This is a genomic window from Citricoccus sp. NR2 (assembly GCF_027594385.1).
In the GTDB taxonomy this organism is placed as follows: domain Bacteria; phylum Actinomycetota; class Actinomycetes; order Actinomycetales; family Micrococcaceae; genus CmP2.
Genome location: NZ_CP115154.1, coordinates 889676 through 902764 on the forward strand (window position 1 = coordinate 889676; position 13089 = coordinate 902764).

Consider the following 13089-nt stretch of genomic DNA (forward strand, 5'->3'; position numbering starts at 1 on the left):
GACGGGTCCTCTCTCAATGCTCACGTCGCGCGAACCTCGCTGCGGCAGCGCCACTGTGAGCTGTCTCACTGCTGAAGTCTAGAGTTGCCCCGATCCCAGAACACGAGCGCCTCGACCTAGTCCGACTACGTCGTTTGTCGCACTTCCCCGCTCGCACATTCAGCCCCGTGGCCGTTCGTCAGCGGCTCGAGAACCCGCAGGCCGTGTCGACGGGAGACCCACACCCACAGCAGAGCGGTCACACCGATCGTCATCGGCAGACTCACCAGCAGTGACATCGGATCAACAGCACCCTGCTCGAGGGAAGTGGCGCTGAACGGGGCCAGCAGGAAGAGCACGAGGTTGTTGGCGGTGTGCATGACGATGGCGAGTTCGAGACCACCGCTCTTCCACACCAGTGCACCCATGCAGAGGGCGAACACGGCGATATCAATCTGTCCGACCCAGTCATAGCCGTGTCCGAGCATGAACAGCGGCACCGGGATGAGGATGCCCCAGAGCGGTGAGCGCAGCCAGGTTCCCAGCACCTGCATCGCCAGGCCGCGAAAAACGTACTCCTCCGCCGCGCACTGCAGTGGGGTGAGCAGGACGATGATGACGTAGAGCCACAGCGTGCGGCTCGTGGCCTCGGGCCAGGCGACATCGTTCGGCGGGAAGAGAACGTACAGCCCCACCAGGACGACGGCATAGAGGGGCAGCGTGATCGCGGCGGCTCGCAGGATCATTCCCCAGCGCACCCGTCCCCGCACGGAGTGCAGGATCCCCGGCGCGCGTCCGCCCCACCGCATCCCGAGGAGCACCGCGGGCAGCATCATCACGATGAGTCCAAGCAACAGCAACAGGTCCATCGGGTTCGACGGGTCGGTGAGTTCAGCCGTAGGGCGCCAGGACTCCCCGAACGCCCCCTCCTCCGCGATGAACCAGAAGACGAACAGCGGAAGAACGAACGCCACATACAGACCCGCGGTGGTCAGTGTCGCCAGGAGCGGGCGCCACCATTTTCTGCTCCGCGGGGAGTGCCGCATGAGCCGGTGGTACGGCAAGTCGGCCTGCCGGGCAGTCGAGGGGCCAGCGGAGGTGGTGAGAGGGGCGGTGAGGGTGGTGTCGGTGATCGTCATGCCTCCAGCGTCGCGGGAATGTGCCGGCGGCGGATCCTCCCTTCGGTCGGACTTCGAACTCAGTCTCGTTCTTTCGGAGGATCCAGACACCGCATCGCCGAACCTATGATGAAGACCATGGCAGCCCAGCGCACCGAGACGACTCCACGTCGACACCGAGATCCCCGTGTCTCCGTCGGCGGTCTTCTCCGCCCCACGCTCACCTCGTTGCTGTGCCTGGGCCTCGGGGCGCCCATCTATCTCGTGGGATTCGGATTAACGCTCGACGACGTGGGCGAGGCGGGTCTCAACGCGCTGACCGGTTTCTTGCTCGCGGACCTCGTTCTCGGAGTCGCCGCCTGTATCGCGGTCGGCCCCCTGCGTCGCTCCCTCTGGGGCAACGTGCTGATCATCTGCTGCGGTATGGTCAGCAGCTTCGCGCTGCCCGCCTGGCTGGTGGCCACGAAACGACTCGGCGAACGCCGGATGCTCGCCCTGGATCTGGCCGTGGTCGCTGCGATGATGCTCGGGGTCTGGGGCATGTACGCCTGGCAGGATTCGGTGAGTGCGCCCTACCAGTCCGAGGTGCCGCTCCCTTCGATCGTCACCGCGGCCGTGGCCGGGTTGATTACCGGCTGCGGGCTGCTGTGGGGACGGGTTCGGGGCACCCGAGCCGCGCTCATCGCCTCGTTGCGCGAGCAAGCCCGAACCGCTGAACTGGCCCGGGCGGAGCAGGCGCGTACCCGAGAGGCGGAAAAGCGCCAGGCGCGATTCGACGAACGTCGTTCGGTCGCCCGTGACATGCACGACGGCGTCTCCCATCAGCTCTCTATTATTGCCATGCACGCCGGGGCCCTGGCCTCCCGCGACGATCTCGCTCCCGCGCAGATCCGGGAGGCATCACACGTCATCCATCAAGCAGCTCGAGACGCCGGCAGCATGCTGGCCGACATTCTCACCGCGCTGCGTGAACCCGTGGATGCTGAGAATGCGGGGCAGCAGCACCTGCAGACACTGCGCACACTGCGCTCGGTTCTGGACTCTGCGGCGTCGCGAGGCACGAACATCGTGGTGGTACGACAGGAGCTCTCGACCGCGGAGTGGGAGCGGAATCCCGCTCGAACAGCCTCGCTGCTGAGAATGCTGGACGAGGCGCTCGTGAACGCCGGCAAGCACGCCCCCAGAGAACCGGTTCACCTCGACCTGCAGCGCCTCGACGCGGCCGTTCTGCTGCGGGTGCGCAATCGTCTCCCCGACGACGTTGACGAGACGGTGCTGGGCACCGGGAACGGGCTTCTCGGAATTGAGGAGCAGGCAATGTTGCTGGGCGGGAAGGCCCGCTCTGGGCCCACCGCCGATGATCATTTCAGCGTGGAGGTGGAACTGCCGTGGACCTGACATCAACCGCTCGCATCCGGGTTCTTGTTGTCGACGACGAGACGCTCATGCGGGCCGGCATCCGGCTGATGATCGACGGCGTTCAGGGTATCGAGGTGGTCGGGGAAGCCGCCGACGGAATCGACGCCGTCGCCGCGGTCCGGGATCTCGACCCCGACGTCGTGTTGATGGATATCCGCATGCCGCGGATGAACGGCATCGAAGCCACCCGAGAACTCACCCGCAAGGGGGCACGCGCCCGCGTGGTCGTACTCACCGCATTCGACACCGATGACTTTCTCCTCGACGCGCTGCGCGGCGGTGCCGTGTCCTTCCTGCTGAAAGACTCCGCTCCACAGCGGGTTGTCCAGGCTGTCACGGAGGCCGCTGCCGGCCACCCTCAGGTCTCGGCGACCGCTCTCGCCACCTTGGTCGAGCTTGCCGAACGTGGCCGCGACTCCGTGGCATCTCGAACCGAGACCTTCTCGAGCCGACCCGTCTCACCGCCAGCCATGGTTACCGTGCGCGAATGGGAGGTGGGCCAGTTCGTCGCCCAGGGCCTCACCAATGCCGACATCGCTGCAACCCTGCACCTCAGCGCAACCACCGTGAAGACCCACCTGGCCAGCCTGTTTGCGAAACTGCACGTCACCAATCGCGTGCAGCTGGCGATCTACGTCCTGGAGCACCAGCAACGGCAGGGCTGACCGGAGCATAGTGGGAACGAAAAAATCCCGGATCATCGTTTCCGATGACCCGGGAATGATCGCGCTGAGCCATTAGGTCATCGACCTCGCCCGGCACGGGCCGCATCGCTCACCCGCCAGGCAGAACGAATCCGAGACACTATGGAGCCTGATCGAGACCATCTTCGCCGCTGGGAAGGTGACGCCCACGCCATCGGCCGATGGGAACATGTCACCGACGAAAGGCCCCGGCACCGTCGATCCTGAATGAAGACCGCGGACCGAGACCATCGCCGGCGTGCGTGGAATGGCTTATGGGCTTGTCTGCCAGCGGGGTCACCGATCCAGCGCACGAGCTGACGGCAAACCAGCAGAACACAGCCCTCTCTGCGCTGGTGATCGGCCAGACGCCAACGCTCTCGGAGTTGTATCCATGTCCAATCGAACGATGTCCCCGAGCGCGGCGAGCTAATGTCCTCAGGTCAGGTCAGTTGCAATGTGGTGATGCACGTCGGGTCGTCGTCGTTCATCGTGGAGATGATCGCGGATCCCGTCTGACCTTCGTGCTCGATCGTGAGCGTTGCCTCGATGCCGTGGGGCACCCAGACGCCGACAAACCCGTTGTCGTAGGTCTGTTGCACCTCGTTGACGAGCACATCGCCGTCCTCGCCGGTGAGCGTAACCTGGACTTCGCTGTTAGTGAGTTCTCCGAGGCAGGTGGTCAGGCTGTGGAAGTAGCAATCGTGCGTTTGCTCACGATATGGGGCGACCGAGATGTACACCTCGTCTTCGGGCATCGGCAGTCGTGTCTCGCGGTCTTGATCGTCGGTGAGAATGAGCGCGTCGGGTTGCACAGATGCAATCAGATCGGTGGGGCGGTCGGCGACGGGCATCGTGTCGAGCCGCTCGATGACCTGCGTGGCGTCGAGTCCGTCCAGGTTGTGGTCTGCCAGGAAGTCAGTGTCGACGGCTTGACTGCCGATGGAGGTGGATTCGGGCTCGGGCGACGTGGTGGTGCATCCGGTGAGAACGAGGGCGGCGGCAAAGGTAGCGGTGGCAGCGACGTTCAGATTTCGGCGCCGCGGCACGGTGGGGTGGTTCATGGCGTGGTCCTTCAAGAGAGTTGGGCGGGTCGGTGCCGGGCACTCTCGCCACGGCACCGACCGACCCTGGTGGTCAATCAGAGGGTGGCCAGGAGGTCTTGCATCTCCTGGATCTCAGCGGTCTGCGCGTCGATGATCGTCTGCGCGAGCTCGACGGCATCGGGGTTGCTGCCGTCATCGACCTGCGTCTGGGCCATCTCGACGGCTCCCTGGTGATGGACGATCATCTGCTCCAAGAACAGTCGCGATGCCTCGGCGCCGTCGGCGGATTCGAGGGCGGCCAGGTCGTCCTCGGTCATCATGCCGTCGCCGTGGTCCATGCCGTCCATCTGGCCTTCGTCGGGGTCGACGCCCCAGTCGTCCAGCCAGCCCTGAAGCTGTTCGATCTCCGGCCCCTGGGCGGTCTTGATCGCCTCGGCCAGCTCGACCACCTCGGGGTGGACGTCGTCCTTGGCGAGGACGATGTCGCTCATCTCGATGGCCTGCTCATGGTGGACGATCATCATCGAAGCGAACATCACGTCCGCGTCGTTGGCACCGGCTGCCTGCTCGGACGAGCCGTGGTCCATGCCCGGCATTATGTCTTCGTCCTCGCTTCCGGCCGAGCATCCAGCCAGGGTCAGTGTGAGGGCGAGTGCGGCGGTCGCCGCGGTACGAAACTTCATGAGCGTTCTCCAATATCAACAGTCGCTTGAGTGACGCGGAACCCCACATGGGCGCCGCGTGAGTGAGAGAAGGGGAACCGTCGGCGCGGGTGTGCGCCGGGTTCGTTGCTCCCTCAGGTGCGACTGATGCAGAGAACCTGAAGTGACGGCGCCCGAGACAGCAGCCTGTCGATGAAGCGCTTCACGAGGAACGGCCGGGGTGCGGTGTGCATCCATTCGGGTAGAAGCCGCGGCGGCACCAGGACGAGGAGGGCGAGTAGCAGTGCGAGCACGCATGCCATTGCCATGCCCAGATGATCGCCACCCCCGCAGTCCGCGCAGGAACCGCCGCGATCGTGAGCCGTGCCGCTGGTCAACCCGGGTGAGCCCGTCGAGCCGTGATGCGCCACACCCTGGTGTGGCTCGCTGGAGTCGGCGACGGTGACGGACATGGCGGCAGGCGCGTGCGCGGAGGGGGTGCCATGCAGGTTCAGTGTGTGCATGGCGAGCAGCCCGGGGATGATCGCCACCACCAGCAGCCCGCCGAACAGCACGAATCGCAGGAAGTCGGGAAGACCTCTCCGAGAACGCGTTGCGGCGACGGATGCCATAGGCCCCAGTATACGGGTTCGGCCGGTGGCTGCTTGAGCGCGAGACGCTGAATTACCAGCTCCCACCCACCCTGTCAGGGCCATCGCGTTCCGATTGCACCCTCCTTCTGAAACTACCCCAGGGGGTATCGGATTTCAGGGGTTACCTGCTCTTGGGAGGGCTCTAGGGCGTGTTTCCCTTATCGGTGATGAGGCTCGCGGCAGGCTGGTCGGGTGAGATCAACGGGATCGCGATATCGGGTGTTCACGGACGAGCAGTGGGCGCGGATCGAGCCGTTGTTGCCCTCGAATCAGGGCCGGCGCGGGCACCCGTTCGGTGACCACCGGCGGGTGGTCGAGGGCATCGCCTACCGGTACCGGACCGGGATCCCGTGGCGGGACCTGCCACGGGAGCAGTTCGGGCCGTGGCAGACGGTGTGGAAACGCCACCGCCGCTACGCCGCGGACGGCACCTGGGACCGGGTCCTGACCCAGGTGCTGGCCGAGGCCGATGCGGCCGGGATGATCGACTGGGCCGTCTCGGTCGATGCCACCATCGCCCGAGCCCATCAGCACGCAACGAACACGACCCGCCCGGACCAGGACACAGGGGGTCGGGGCGAATCACAAGAAACTGCCGGTGACCGAGGTTGAACCGCCTGGTCACGGCATCGGACGCTCCCGCGGTGGACTGACCACCAAGATCCACCACGCCGTCGATGGCCGGGGCCGGCCGCTGGCCACGATCGTCACCGGTGGTCAGCGCAACGACGGGGCCGTGCTGGCACAAGTACTGGCCGAGATCCACGTTCCCCGGCCCGGCCCCGGGGCGGCGCGGACCCGACCGGAGGCGGTGATCGCGGACCGGGCCTACGCCACCGGGGTGATCCGCACCGAACTGCGTCGGCGCCGGATCCGGGCGGTCATCCCGGACAAGAAGGACCAGATCGCCGCCCGCCAACGGCGGGGTAGTCGCGGCGGGCGACCCCCGGCCGTCGACGGGCAGGCCTACCGCAGGCGCAACGTCGTGGAACGGTACTTCGCCCTGGCCAAGCAATGGCGCGGCTTGGCTACTCGCTACGACAAGCTCGCCATCACCTACCGCGCCGCCGTCACCGTTTGCGCCATTCTCACCTGGCTACGCGCATAAGGGAGACACGCCCTAGACACTGGGTCTGGCGCTGATCGGGGGGCGACTATCTGGTGCCTGGGTGGCGCGCGGTATTGACAGGCCCGGGTTGATCTAGTCAGCGGCTCGTGGTCAGGACGGACGGGGGGTTGTGCCGCTGCCTTGTCGGCCCTTACGCAGCCCGATTTCGTATGCGGTGAAGGCGATCAGCGTCACTGTGATCAAGGGGAGGACAAACCATGCCATCACGGCGGTAAATCCTTCCAGTGCGTCGTGTGCGGTGGCAGCCAGGATGAGATACCCAAGGTAAACCAGATACAGGGCTACGAACAGGGCGCCTTCCCATCGCGCCACCGTGAAGCCGGTGAAGGCTACGGGCAGCAAGGCGATCGCGGCCGCCAACATTACCGGGATATCGAAGGCCAGGGCGGCGCTGGATACGGGAATGCCCTCGAGGGAGATCATGGCTGGCAACCCGAGCACGACTCCGATGTTGACGATGTTGCTGCCGACCACGTTGCCAATCGCCAAGTCACGTTCGCCACGGCGCACGGCGATGAGGGAAGTCGCCAGCTCAGGCAGAGATGTGCCGATGGCCACGACGGTTAAACCGACCACTAGGCTGCTCACCCCGAGCGTGGTGGCGGTGTTCACCGCGCCCTCGACGAGGAGCGTGGCCCCGGTTACCAGGAGAGCAACTCCGAACACCACGAGCAGAATCGACTTTCCGCTCGATGCCACAGGCAGTTTCTGGGCCTGGGCGGAGGTGCCGATACCCGGGGAACCCTCAGTCAGCTGCATAACAGGGGCCTTGGACTGTGTCCTTCTGCGGCCGATGGTGACGCTCAGCACGGTGTGAGCGACCACGGCACCGAACAGGATTAGCCCGTCTACCGCGCTGATCACCCCGTCGAGGCAGACCAGCAGCAGCGCCGCGGACAGAGAAAGCATCAGGGGGAGATCAAAGCGCACCAACCTTTGTGTCGCGGCCAGCGGCAGAACTAGAGCGGAGAGGCCGAGAATGAGCAAGACGTTAGCAATGTTGCTGCCGACCACATTGCCCACCGCCAGTCCGGGTTCGTCGCGCAGGACCGCACCGATACTCACCGAAAGCTCGGGCGCCGACGTGGCCGCCGAGACCACGGTGAGCCCGACCACCAGGGAGGAGACCCCCGCTCGACGAGCCAGGGCGGAGGCCGCTCGCACCAGTACCTCCCCGCCCAGCACCAGCAGCACCAACCCGACAATGATCCGCCCCAGGTCTAGAAGGTCCATAAGTAGGAGTCTACGTGAAGCGCCCTGGGTTTCGTTCCGAGTCTCACTAAGGAGAATCGGTACATGCCCAAGAAGTTCACCCCTGAGTTCCGCGACCGAGCGGTGCGAATGGTCCTTGACCGACAAGTCGCGGAAGGTGGGCCCAGAGCCGCCTCGATCCGCGTCGTGGCGCAGTCCCTGGGCTGTGGCCCGGAGACCCTGCGGAACTGGTGCCGCAGGGCGGAGTCGTCCGGCCCTGCAGTGGTGGCCCTGAGCGGCGAGACGGATCTGGAGGAGGAGAACCGGCAGCTGCGCCGCGAGCTGGCCGAGACCCGCCGTGCCAACGAGATCCTCAAGAAGGCCTCGGCTTTTTTCGCAGCGGAGCTCGACCGCCCCACGACGAGATGATCCGGTTCATCGACGAGCACAAGGATCGTTTCGGGGTCGAGGCCATCTGCCGCACCCTGGGTGCGACGGAGTGTGGGTTCATCACCTCCCGCGGCTACCGCGCGGCGAAGACCCGTCCGGTCTCGGCGCGGAGCCTGCGCGATGTGGTCCTGGGCGAGGAACTGCGGCGGATCCACGCTGAGAACTACGGCGTTTATGGGTATCGCAAGATGTGGCATGCCATGCGCCGCGCCGGCTGGGAGATAGACCGAGACCAAGTCGCACGCCTGATGAAGGCCGCCGGTCTGACCGGCGTACGACGAGGCCGCAAACCGGTCACCACGAGGCCCTCCGTCGAGCCGGATCATCGTCCGGACCTGGTGAAGCGCCAGTTCGTCGCGCAAGGCCCCAACCGGCTCTGGGTCGCGGACATTACCTACGTGCGGATCCGGCGGATTCCAGCGGTCGTCGCAACACTCAGGATTCAGGAGTGGGTATGGCGGAACAGAAGTACAGTCACGAGCAGAAACACGCAGTCCTCGCGGCTGTCGATCGCGGATCGACAGTTCGCGCTGCCGCAATAGCTGTCGGGGTGTCACCCCATACCGGCTATCGGTGGGTGAAGCAGGCAGGATTATCGACCTCGCGCAGCTCGCCGAGGAAGTATTCAGATGAAGAGAAAGCCCGCTTCGTGGCACGGGTTGCCCAGGTGCGGAACGTGTCGAAGGTGTCACGCGAGCTTGGCATTAATCGGGTGACCGGATACGCGTGGGCGCATCGCGCCGGAATCTTCACCAGTGACGACGCGAACGAACGGAAAACCAAGTTCCTCGGTCTTCGCGCAGACGGAGTCCCTCGCGCTGACGCGGCCCGGCAACTCGGCATTGAACAGCACCAGGCGATGGACTGGGACCGCGGGATCAGATCATTCGCAAAGGGCCGAATCTACCCAGACGGCAAGGTCGTGATCTATAAGCAAGACGAGATACTTGCCAATGTGAGACGACCAAGAACCACGTGGGCACAAGGCGAGCACATCCGGTTAGACCGGGTAGAACAGGTCATTGACGCCCGCTATTTGAGTCTGCGGGAACGAGAACACCTCAAAGACCTCTCCGCGCAGGGGCTATCGATTCGGAAGATTGCTTCACAGCTCGGGCGGGCCCCGTCAACGATCAGTAGAGAGCTGAAACGCAACACAACCGAGCGAGGGCACTATCTTCCACATACCGCGCATCGGCTTTCTGTGAAACGTAGGTTCCGGCCGAAAACAGTGAAGCTCGCGACCCCTGGAGCATTGCGGGACTATGTTACTGCGAAACTTGAGAAGCGGTGGTCGCCCGAGCAGATTGCCCATCGTCTTCGGAAAGACCACCCGGATGAGATGGAGATGCGAGTGTGTGCTGAAACGATCTACCAAGCAATCTATGTGCACGCCAAAGGCGAACTGAAACGTGAACTGACCGCGTCGCTTCGACGCGGTCGCAAGCGACGCAAGCCTCGCAAGACTGCCGAGCAACGCACCCCGAGGTTCGTGGACGAGATGGTGCCCATATCCGAACGACCAAACGATGTCGACGATCGTGTGCTCCCGGGGCATTGGGAGGGGGACCTGATCGCGGGGACGCAAAACCGTTCCGCAGTCGCCACGCTCGTGGAGCGGAGCACGAGATACGTCGTACTGGGCCACTTGCCAGGCGATCATGGGGCTGACTTTGTGCGAGAGAGCCTCGTGCGTGCTCTTCGCCCATTGCCTGAGCAGTTACGTCGCACGTTGACGTGGGATCAAGGCGCGGAGATGGCTGAGCATAAAGCGTTCACTGTCGCCACTGATATGGATGTGTATTTCTGCGATCCGGGTTCTCCTTGGCAGAGAGGCACGAACGAGAACACGAACGGGCTGTTGCGTCAGTATCTTCCCAAAGGTGCTGATCTTCGCCAGTACACATCGGAGCAGCTTGCCATGATTGCTGAGGAGCTGAACGGGCGCCCCCGAAAATCGCTTGGCTGGGACACGCCCGCGGAACGGATAGCTGCTTTACTGGAACCTGCATAAGCGTTCACTGTTGCGACGACCGCTGGAATCCGCCTCCTGACCGGGTTCTGCTATGTCGCGTTCATCACCGATGTCTGCACCCGAAAGATCGTCGGCTGGGCCGTGGCAGGCACCCTGCACACGCAATCCCTGCCGCTGCAAGCACTGGAACACGCGCTGCTGAGCACCGAGGCCCGCCTGCGGGCCGGACGGCTGGTCCATCACTCGGACCGAGGCGTTCAGTACGTCAGTCTGTCCTACACTGAGACGCTGGCCGCCTACGGTGTCACCGCGTCAGTCGGGTCCGTCGGGGATTCGTATGACAACGCCCTGGCTGAAGCCGTGAACGGCCTCTACAAGGCGGAAATCATCCACTCACGTCGCGTCTGGCCCTCGGTCACCGCCGTCGAGATGGCCACGATGGACTGGGTGCAGTGGTGGAATACCCGACGTCTGCACGAGAACCTCGGCTACCGGACCCCGGCAGAAGTCGAGGCCACCTACACTCAACACCTGACGGCCGCGTCCGCTGTTGTCTAACCACGGAACGAAACCCAGGGCGCTTCAACACCGTGGGACGAGCCCGGAGTACGCGATGAAGATCCTGGGCTGGTATTTCTACTTCCTCACCGAACACCCGAAAGACCCGTGGGAGCTCGTGAGGAAAGAGCACTACCAACCAGCGGTGAAGCCTGCCGAGGCTACTAGTGAGGATCGTGGGGCGCCGGCTTTGTACGACATTGCGTTCAGCGCTGAGGACGGCAACGGGATTCAGCAGGGCTGGGCCGGTCGTTCACGACGATGACACGCCGCAAAAAAGCACACGTTTTGGCACATAACCCACATCTGAGTACTCCGAGGCGTCCCCTTGAAAGCACCCCGCAGTCGCCATTTCTGTATCCCCAGAAAATGCGCGGCACCAAAGAGAAGGTAGCCAGAAAAAACGAATGTCCCGGATCATCGTTGCCGATGATCCGGGACTTCCGGTGGTGGAGGCAAGGGTGTGTGATCTCAACACATCGTTCACCCATGTCCTGAGACATCCTTCGCTTTCCAAGACCACCGGGCCAGGCACCCGTAACTAGGCAGAGATCCTTCACCTAATGTCCTCAGACATCGTTCGACACCCAGGCCCTCATCAGATGTCTTGAGACATCGTTCAGGCTGAAACGCGTGAAAGTAAAAAATAAGGCCATCATCCTGGCCGTCACGCAAGGGTCCATGTCCACCAAGGCAACCGCAGCGCACTTCAATGTGACTGAACGATGGGTACAAACTCTGGTCCGCCGCTACCTCCAAGAAGGAGACAACGCTTTCGCATCTCGGTCAAAGCGACCGCTGACATCACCAAACCAAACCCCTCCCGAGACCCGGGACCGTATCCTGCAGCTACGGAGCGATCTCGTCAGCACTGGCTTAGACGCTGGCGCAGATTCCATTCGCGCCTACTTAGAAAACGAAGGCATTCTGGTGCCGTCACGATCGACCGTGCATCGAATTCTGCGCCAAGCCAACGCTGTGATCGATCAACCGCAGAAACGTCCTAATTCCTCATTGAATCGGTTTGTCGCCGTTCTACCCAACGAGATGTGGCAAGCCGATTTCACCCATTGGACACTCGCCGATGGAACAGACACCGAGGTACTGGACTTCATCGACGATCACTCACGATTCCTCATCAGCCTGCGCGCTTACCGCCGCGTGACAGTGCGCAACGTCGTCGAGCAATTCAGCGCTGCTTGCGAAGAACACGGACGCCCTCAGAAATCACTCACCGACAACGGCTTGGTCTTCACAACTCGGTTCGCAGGACGCGCTGGCAACGAAGACCCCGCAAAGAACCAATTCGAAAAGCTCCTCCATCGGTGGGACGTTCAGCAGATCAATGGGTCCCCGAACCACCCGCAAACGCAGGGAAAGATCGAACGCTTCCACCGGACCCTCAAGCAGTGGCTACGAGCTCAACCCAGGGCCAGATCGGTACAAACACTCAACAAACAACTCACTCAGTTTCAGCAGATCTACAACCATGACAGACCGCATCGAGCGATCAAGCGAAAAACTCCGGCCAGCGTCTATTCGGCTCTGCCGAAAGCAACACCGGTGCGACAACCTCAAGAGGACTACCGAATCAGAAACGACACCGTGGACAAGTTCGGCAAGCTCACTATCCGCTACGACGGAAAGCTCCGTCACTTAGGAATGGGGGCCACTTACTCAGGCATCCCGGTACGAATGATGGTCGATGACCGCGAGATCACCGTCATTCACCGAAAAACTGGCGAGATCCTCAGATACTTCGAAATAAACGTCTCAAAGAACTATCAGAAACCCACCAAACGCCTGAGTAAGTGACCCCAAAAACACTAATGTCCTGGGACATCGTTTGCACGATGTCCCAGGACATTACAGTGGTGGAGGCAAGGGGACTCGAACCCCTAACCCTCTGCTTGCAAAGCAGATGCGCTACCAATTGCGCCATGCCCCCGTGGGTATTCAGTTGTGTGTCAACTCCGACGTGTTGCCGGTGTCGAGGGAATCCGTGGCGTCTGACCAGACTCCCTTGGTCCGCTCGTTGTCCTTCCAGAGGAAGAACCCGATGCCGACCCCCACTCCCGCACTCACCGCGGCGGCGATCAGTGATTTCTTCACCGCTACCTCCTGGTGTCGTGTGGAGTGAGTGGGCGTACCAAGACTTGAACTTGGGACCTCATCGTTATCAGCGATGCGCTCTAACCGCCTGAGCTATACGCCCTCCACCTTGAACTTCTCAGCTCAAGACGAGAA

General features: G+C 63.0%; 12 protein-coding genes, 2 tRNA genes, 4 pseudogenes and 1 other annotated feature. Of the genes and pseudogenes, 10 read left to right on the forward strand and 8 right to left on the reverse strand.

The genetic code is table 11. The annotated features are described in order from the left end of the window. Window positions 1–125: 125 nt before the first annotated feature. Window positions 126–1118, reverse strand: a complete 993-nt coding sequence (locus O1A05_RS04095) for a CPBP family intramembrane glutamic endopeptidase (RefSeq protein ID WP_270106799.1) — start codon at window positions 1116–1118, stop codon at window positions 126–128. 117 nt (window positions 1119–1235) lie between these two features. Between O1A05_RS04095 and O1A05_RS04100 the strand changes: the two genes are divergently transcribed. Both O1A05_RS04100 and O1A05_RS04105 read left to right on the forward strand, forming a co-directional pair. Then, complete coding sequence (locus O1A05_RS04100; protein WP_270106800.1) at window positions 1236–2495, forward strand: sensor histidine kinase; 1260 nt, start codon at window positions 1236–1238, stop codon at window positions 2493–2495. Continuing rightward, entirely contained in the window at window positions 2486–3181 is a 696-nt protein-coding gene (locus O1A05_RS04105) for a response regulator transcription factor (protein WP_270106801.1), read from the forward strand. Before O1A05_RS04100 ends, O1A05_RS04105 begins: the two co-directional genes overlap by 10 nt. A gap of 461 nt (window positions 3182–3642) precedes the next feature. Here the strand turns inward: O1A05_RS04105 and O1A05_RS04110 are convergent, their stop codons facing one another. The 3 genes from O1A05_RS04110 to O1A05_RS04120 form a co-directional block, all read right to left on the reverse strand. After that, complete coding sequence (locus tag O1A05_RS04110) at window positions 3643–4263, reverse strand: CueP family metal-binding protein (protein WP_270106802.1); 621 nt, start codon at window positions 4261–4263, stop codon at window positions 3643–3645. A gap of 77 nt (window positions 4264–4340) precedes the next feature. Beyond that, a complete protein-coding gene (locus O1A05_RS04115) occupies window positions 4341–4928 on the reverse strand; it encodes a DUF305 domain-containing protein (protein ID WP_270106803.1) in 588 nt (195 codons plus the stop codon). Between the two features lie 113 nt (window positions 4929–5041). Further along, window positions 5042–5518 (reverse strand): DUF6153 family protein, encoded by a 477-nt coding sequence (locus tag O1A05_RS04120; RefSeq protein ID WP_270106804.1) that lies wholly within the window; start codon window positions 5516–5518, stop codon window positions 5042–5044. Between the two features lie 213 nt (window positions 5519–5731). On the opposite strand from O1A05_RS04120, the gene O1A05_RS04125 reads away from it, so the two are divergent. Beyond that, window positions 5732–6647 (forward strand): IS5 family transposase gene (locus O1A05_RS04125; protein ID WP_270106805.1). Its coding sequence is split into 2 segments (ribosomal slippage): window positions 5732–6115 and window positions 6117–6647, totalling 915 coding nucleotides; the frame shifts between segments, so codons are not numbered across the junction. Window positions 6648–6758: 111 nt separating this feature from the next. Here O1A05_RS04125 and O1A05_RS04130 read toward each other — a convergent pair. After that, complete coding sequence (locus O1A05_RS04130) at window positions 6759–7901, reverse strand: calcium/sodium antiporter (protein WP_270106806.1); 1143 nt, start codon at window positions 7899–7901, stop codon at window positions 6759–6761. Between the two features lie 108 nt (window positions 7902–8009). Between O1A05_RS04130 and O1A05_RS15705 the strand changes: the two are divergent. The 7 genes and pseudogenes from O1A05_RS15705 to O1A05_RS04165 form a co-directional block, all read left to right on the forward strand. Continuing rightward, window positions 8010–8147: pseudogene (locus O1A05_RS15705) on the forward strand (hypothetical protein); the annotation flags it as partial. Window positions 8148–8177: 30 nt separating this feature from the next. Then, window positions 8178–8713: pseudogene (locus O1A05_RS04140) on the forward strand (IS3 family transposase); the annotation flags it as partial. Further along, window positions 8246–8347, forward strand: a sequence feature (AL1L pseudoknot). It overlaps the preceding pseudogene by 102 nt. Window positions 8714–8763: 50 nt before the next feature. Next, window positions 8764–8850: pseudogene (locus tag O1A05_RS15710) on the forward strand (hypothetical protein); the annotation flags it as partial. A 36-nt stretch (window positions 8851–8886) separates the two neighbouring features. Beyond that, window positions 8887–10323 carry an IS30 family transposase gene (locus O1A05_RS04150; protein ID WP_442867678.1) on the forward strand — a complete coding sequence of 479 codons (1437 nt, stop codon included), beginning with the start codon at window positions 8887–8889 and terminating at the stop codon, window positions 10321–10323. Window positions 10324–10365: 42 nt separating this feature from the next. Further along, window positions 10366–10842 (forward strand): annotated as a pseudogene (locus O1A05_RS04155) (integrase core domain-containing protein); the annotation flags it as partial. Between the two features lie 55 nt (window positions 10843–10897). Then, window positions 10898–11107: a hypothetical protein gene (locus O1A05_RS04160; protein ID WP_270106809.1), complete on the forward strand. Its 210-nt coding sequence runs from the start codon at window positions 10898–10900 to the stop codon at window positions 11105–11107. A gap of 368 nt (window positions 11108–11475) precedes the next feature. After that, window positions 11476–12657, forward strand: a complete 1182-nt coding sequence (locus tag O1A05_RS04165) for an IS481 family transposase (RefSeq protein ID WP_270106111.1) — start codon at window positions 11476–11478, stop codon at window positions 12655–12657. Between the two features lie 57 nt (window positions 12658–12714). Here the strand turns inward: O1A05_RS04165 and O1A05_RS04170 are convergent. The 3 genes from O1A05_RS04170 to O1A05_RS04180 form a co-directional block, all read right to left on the reverse strand. Continuing rightward, window positions 12715–12790, reverse strand: a tRNA-Ala gene (locus O1A05_RS04170). Between the two features lie 8 nt (window positions 12791–12798). After that, a complete protein-coding gene (locus tag O1A05_RS04175) occupies window positions 12799–12954 on the reverse strand; it encodes a hypothetical protein (RefSeq protein ID WP_270106810.1) in 156 nt (51 codons plus the stop codon). Window positions 12955–12983: 29 nt separating this feature from the next. Then, window positions 12984–13057, reverse strand: a tRNA-Ile gene (locus O1A05_RS04180). Between the last annotated feature and the right edge of the window lie 32 nt (window positions 13058–13089).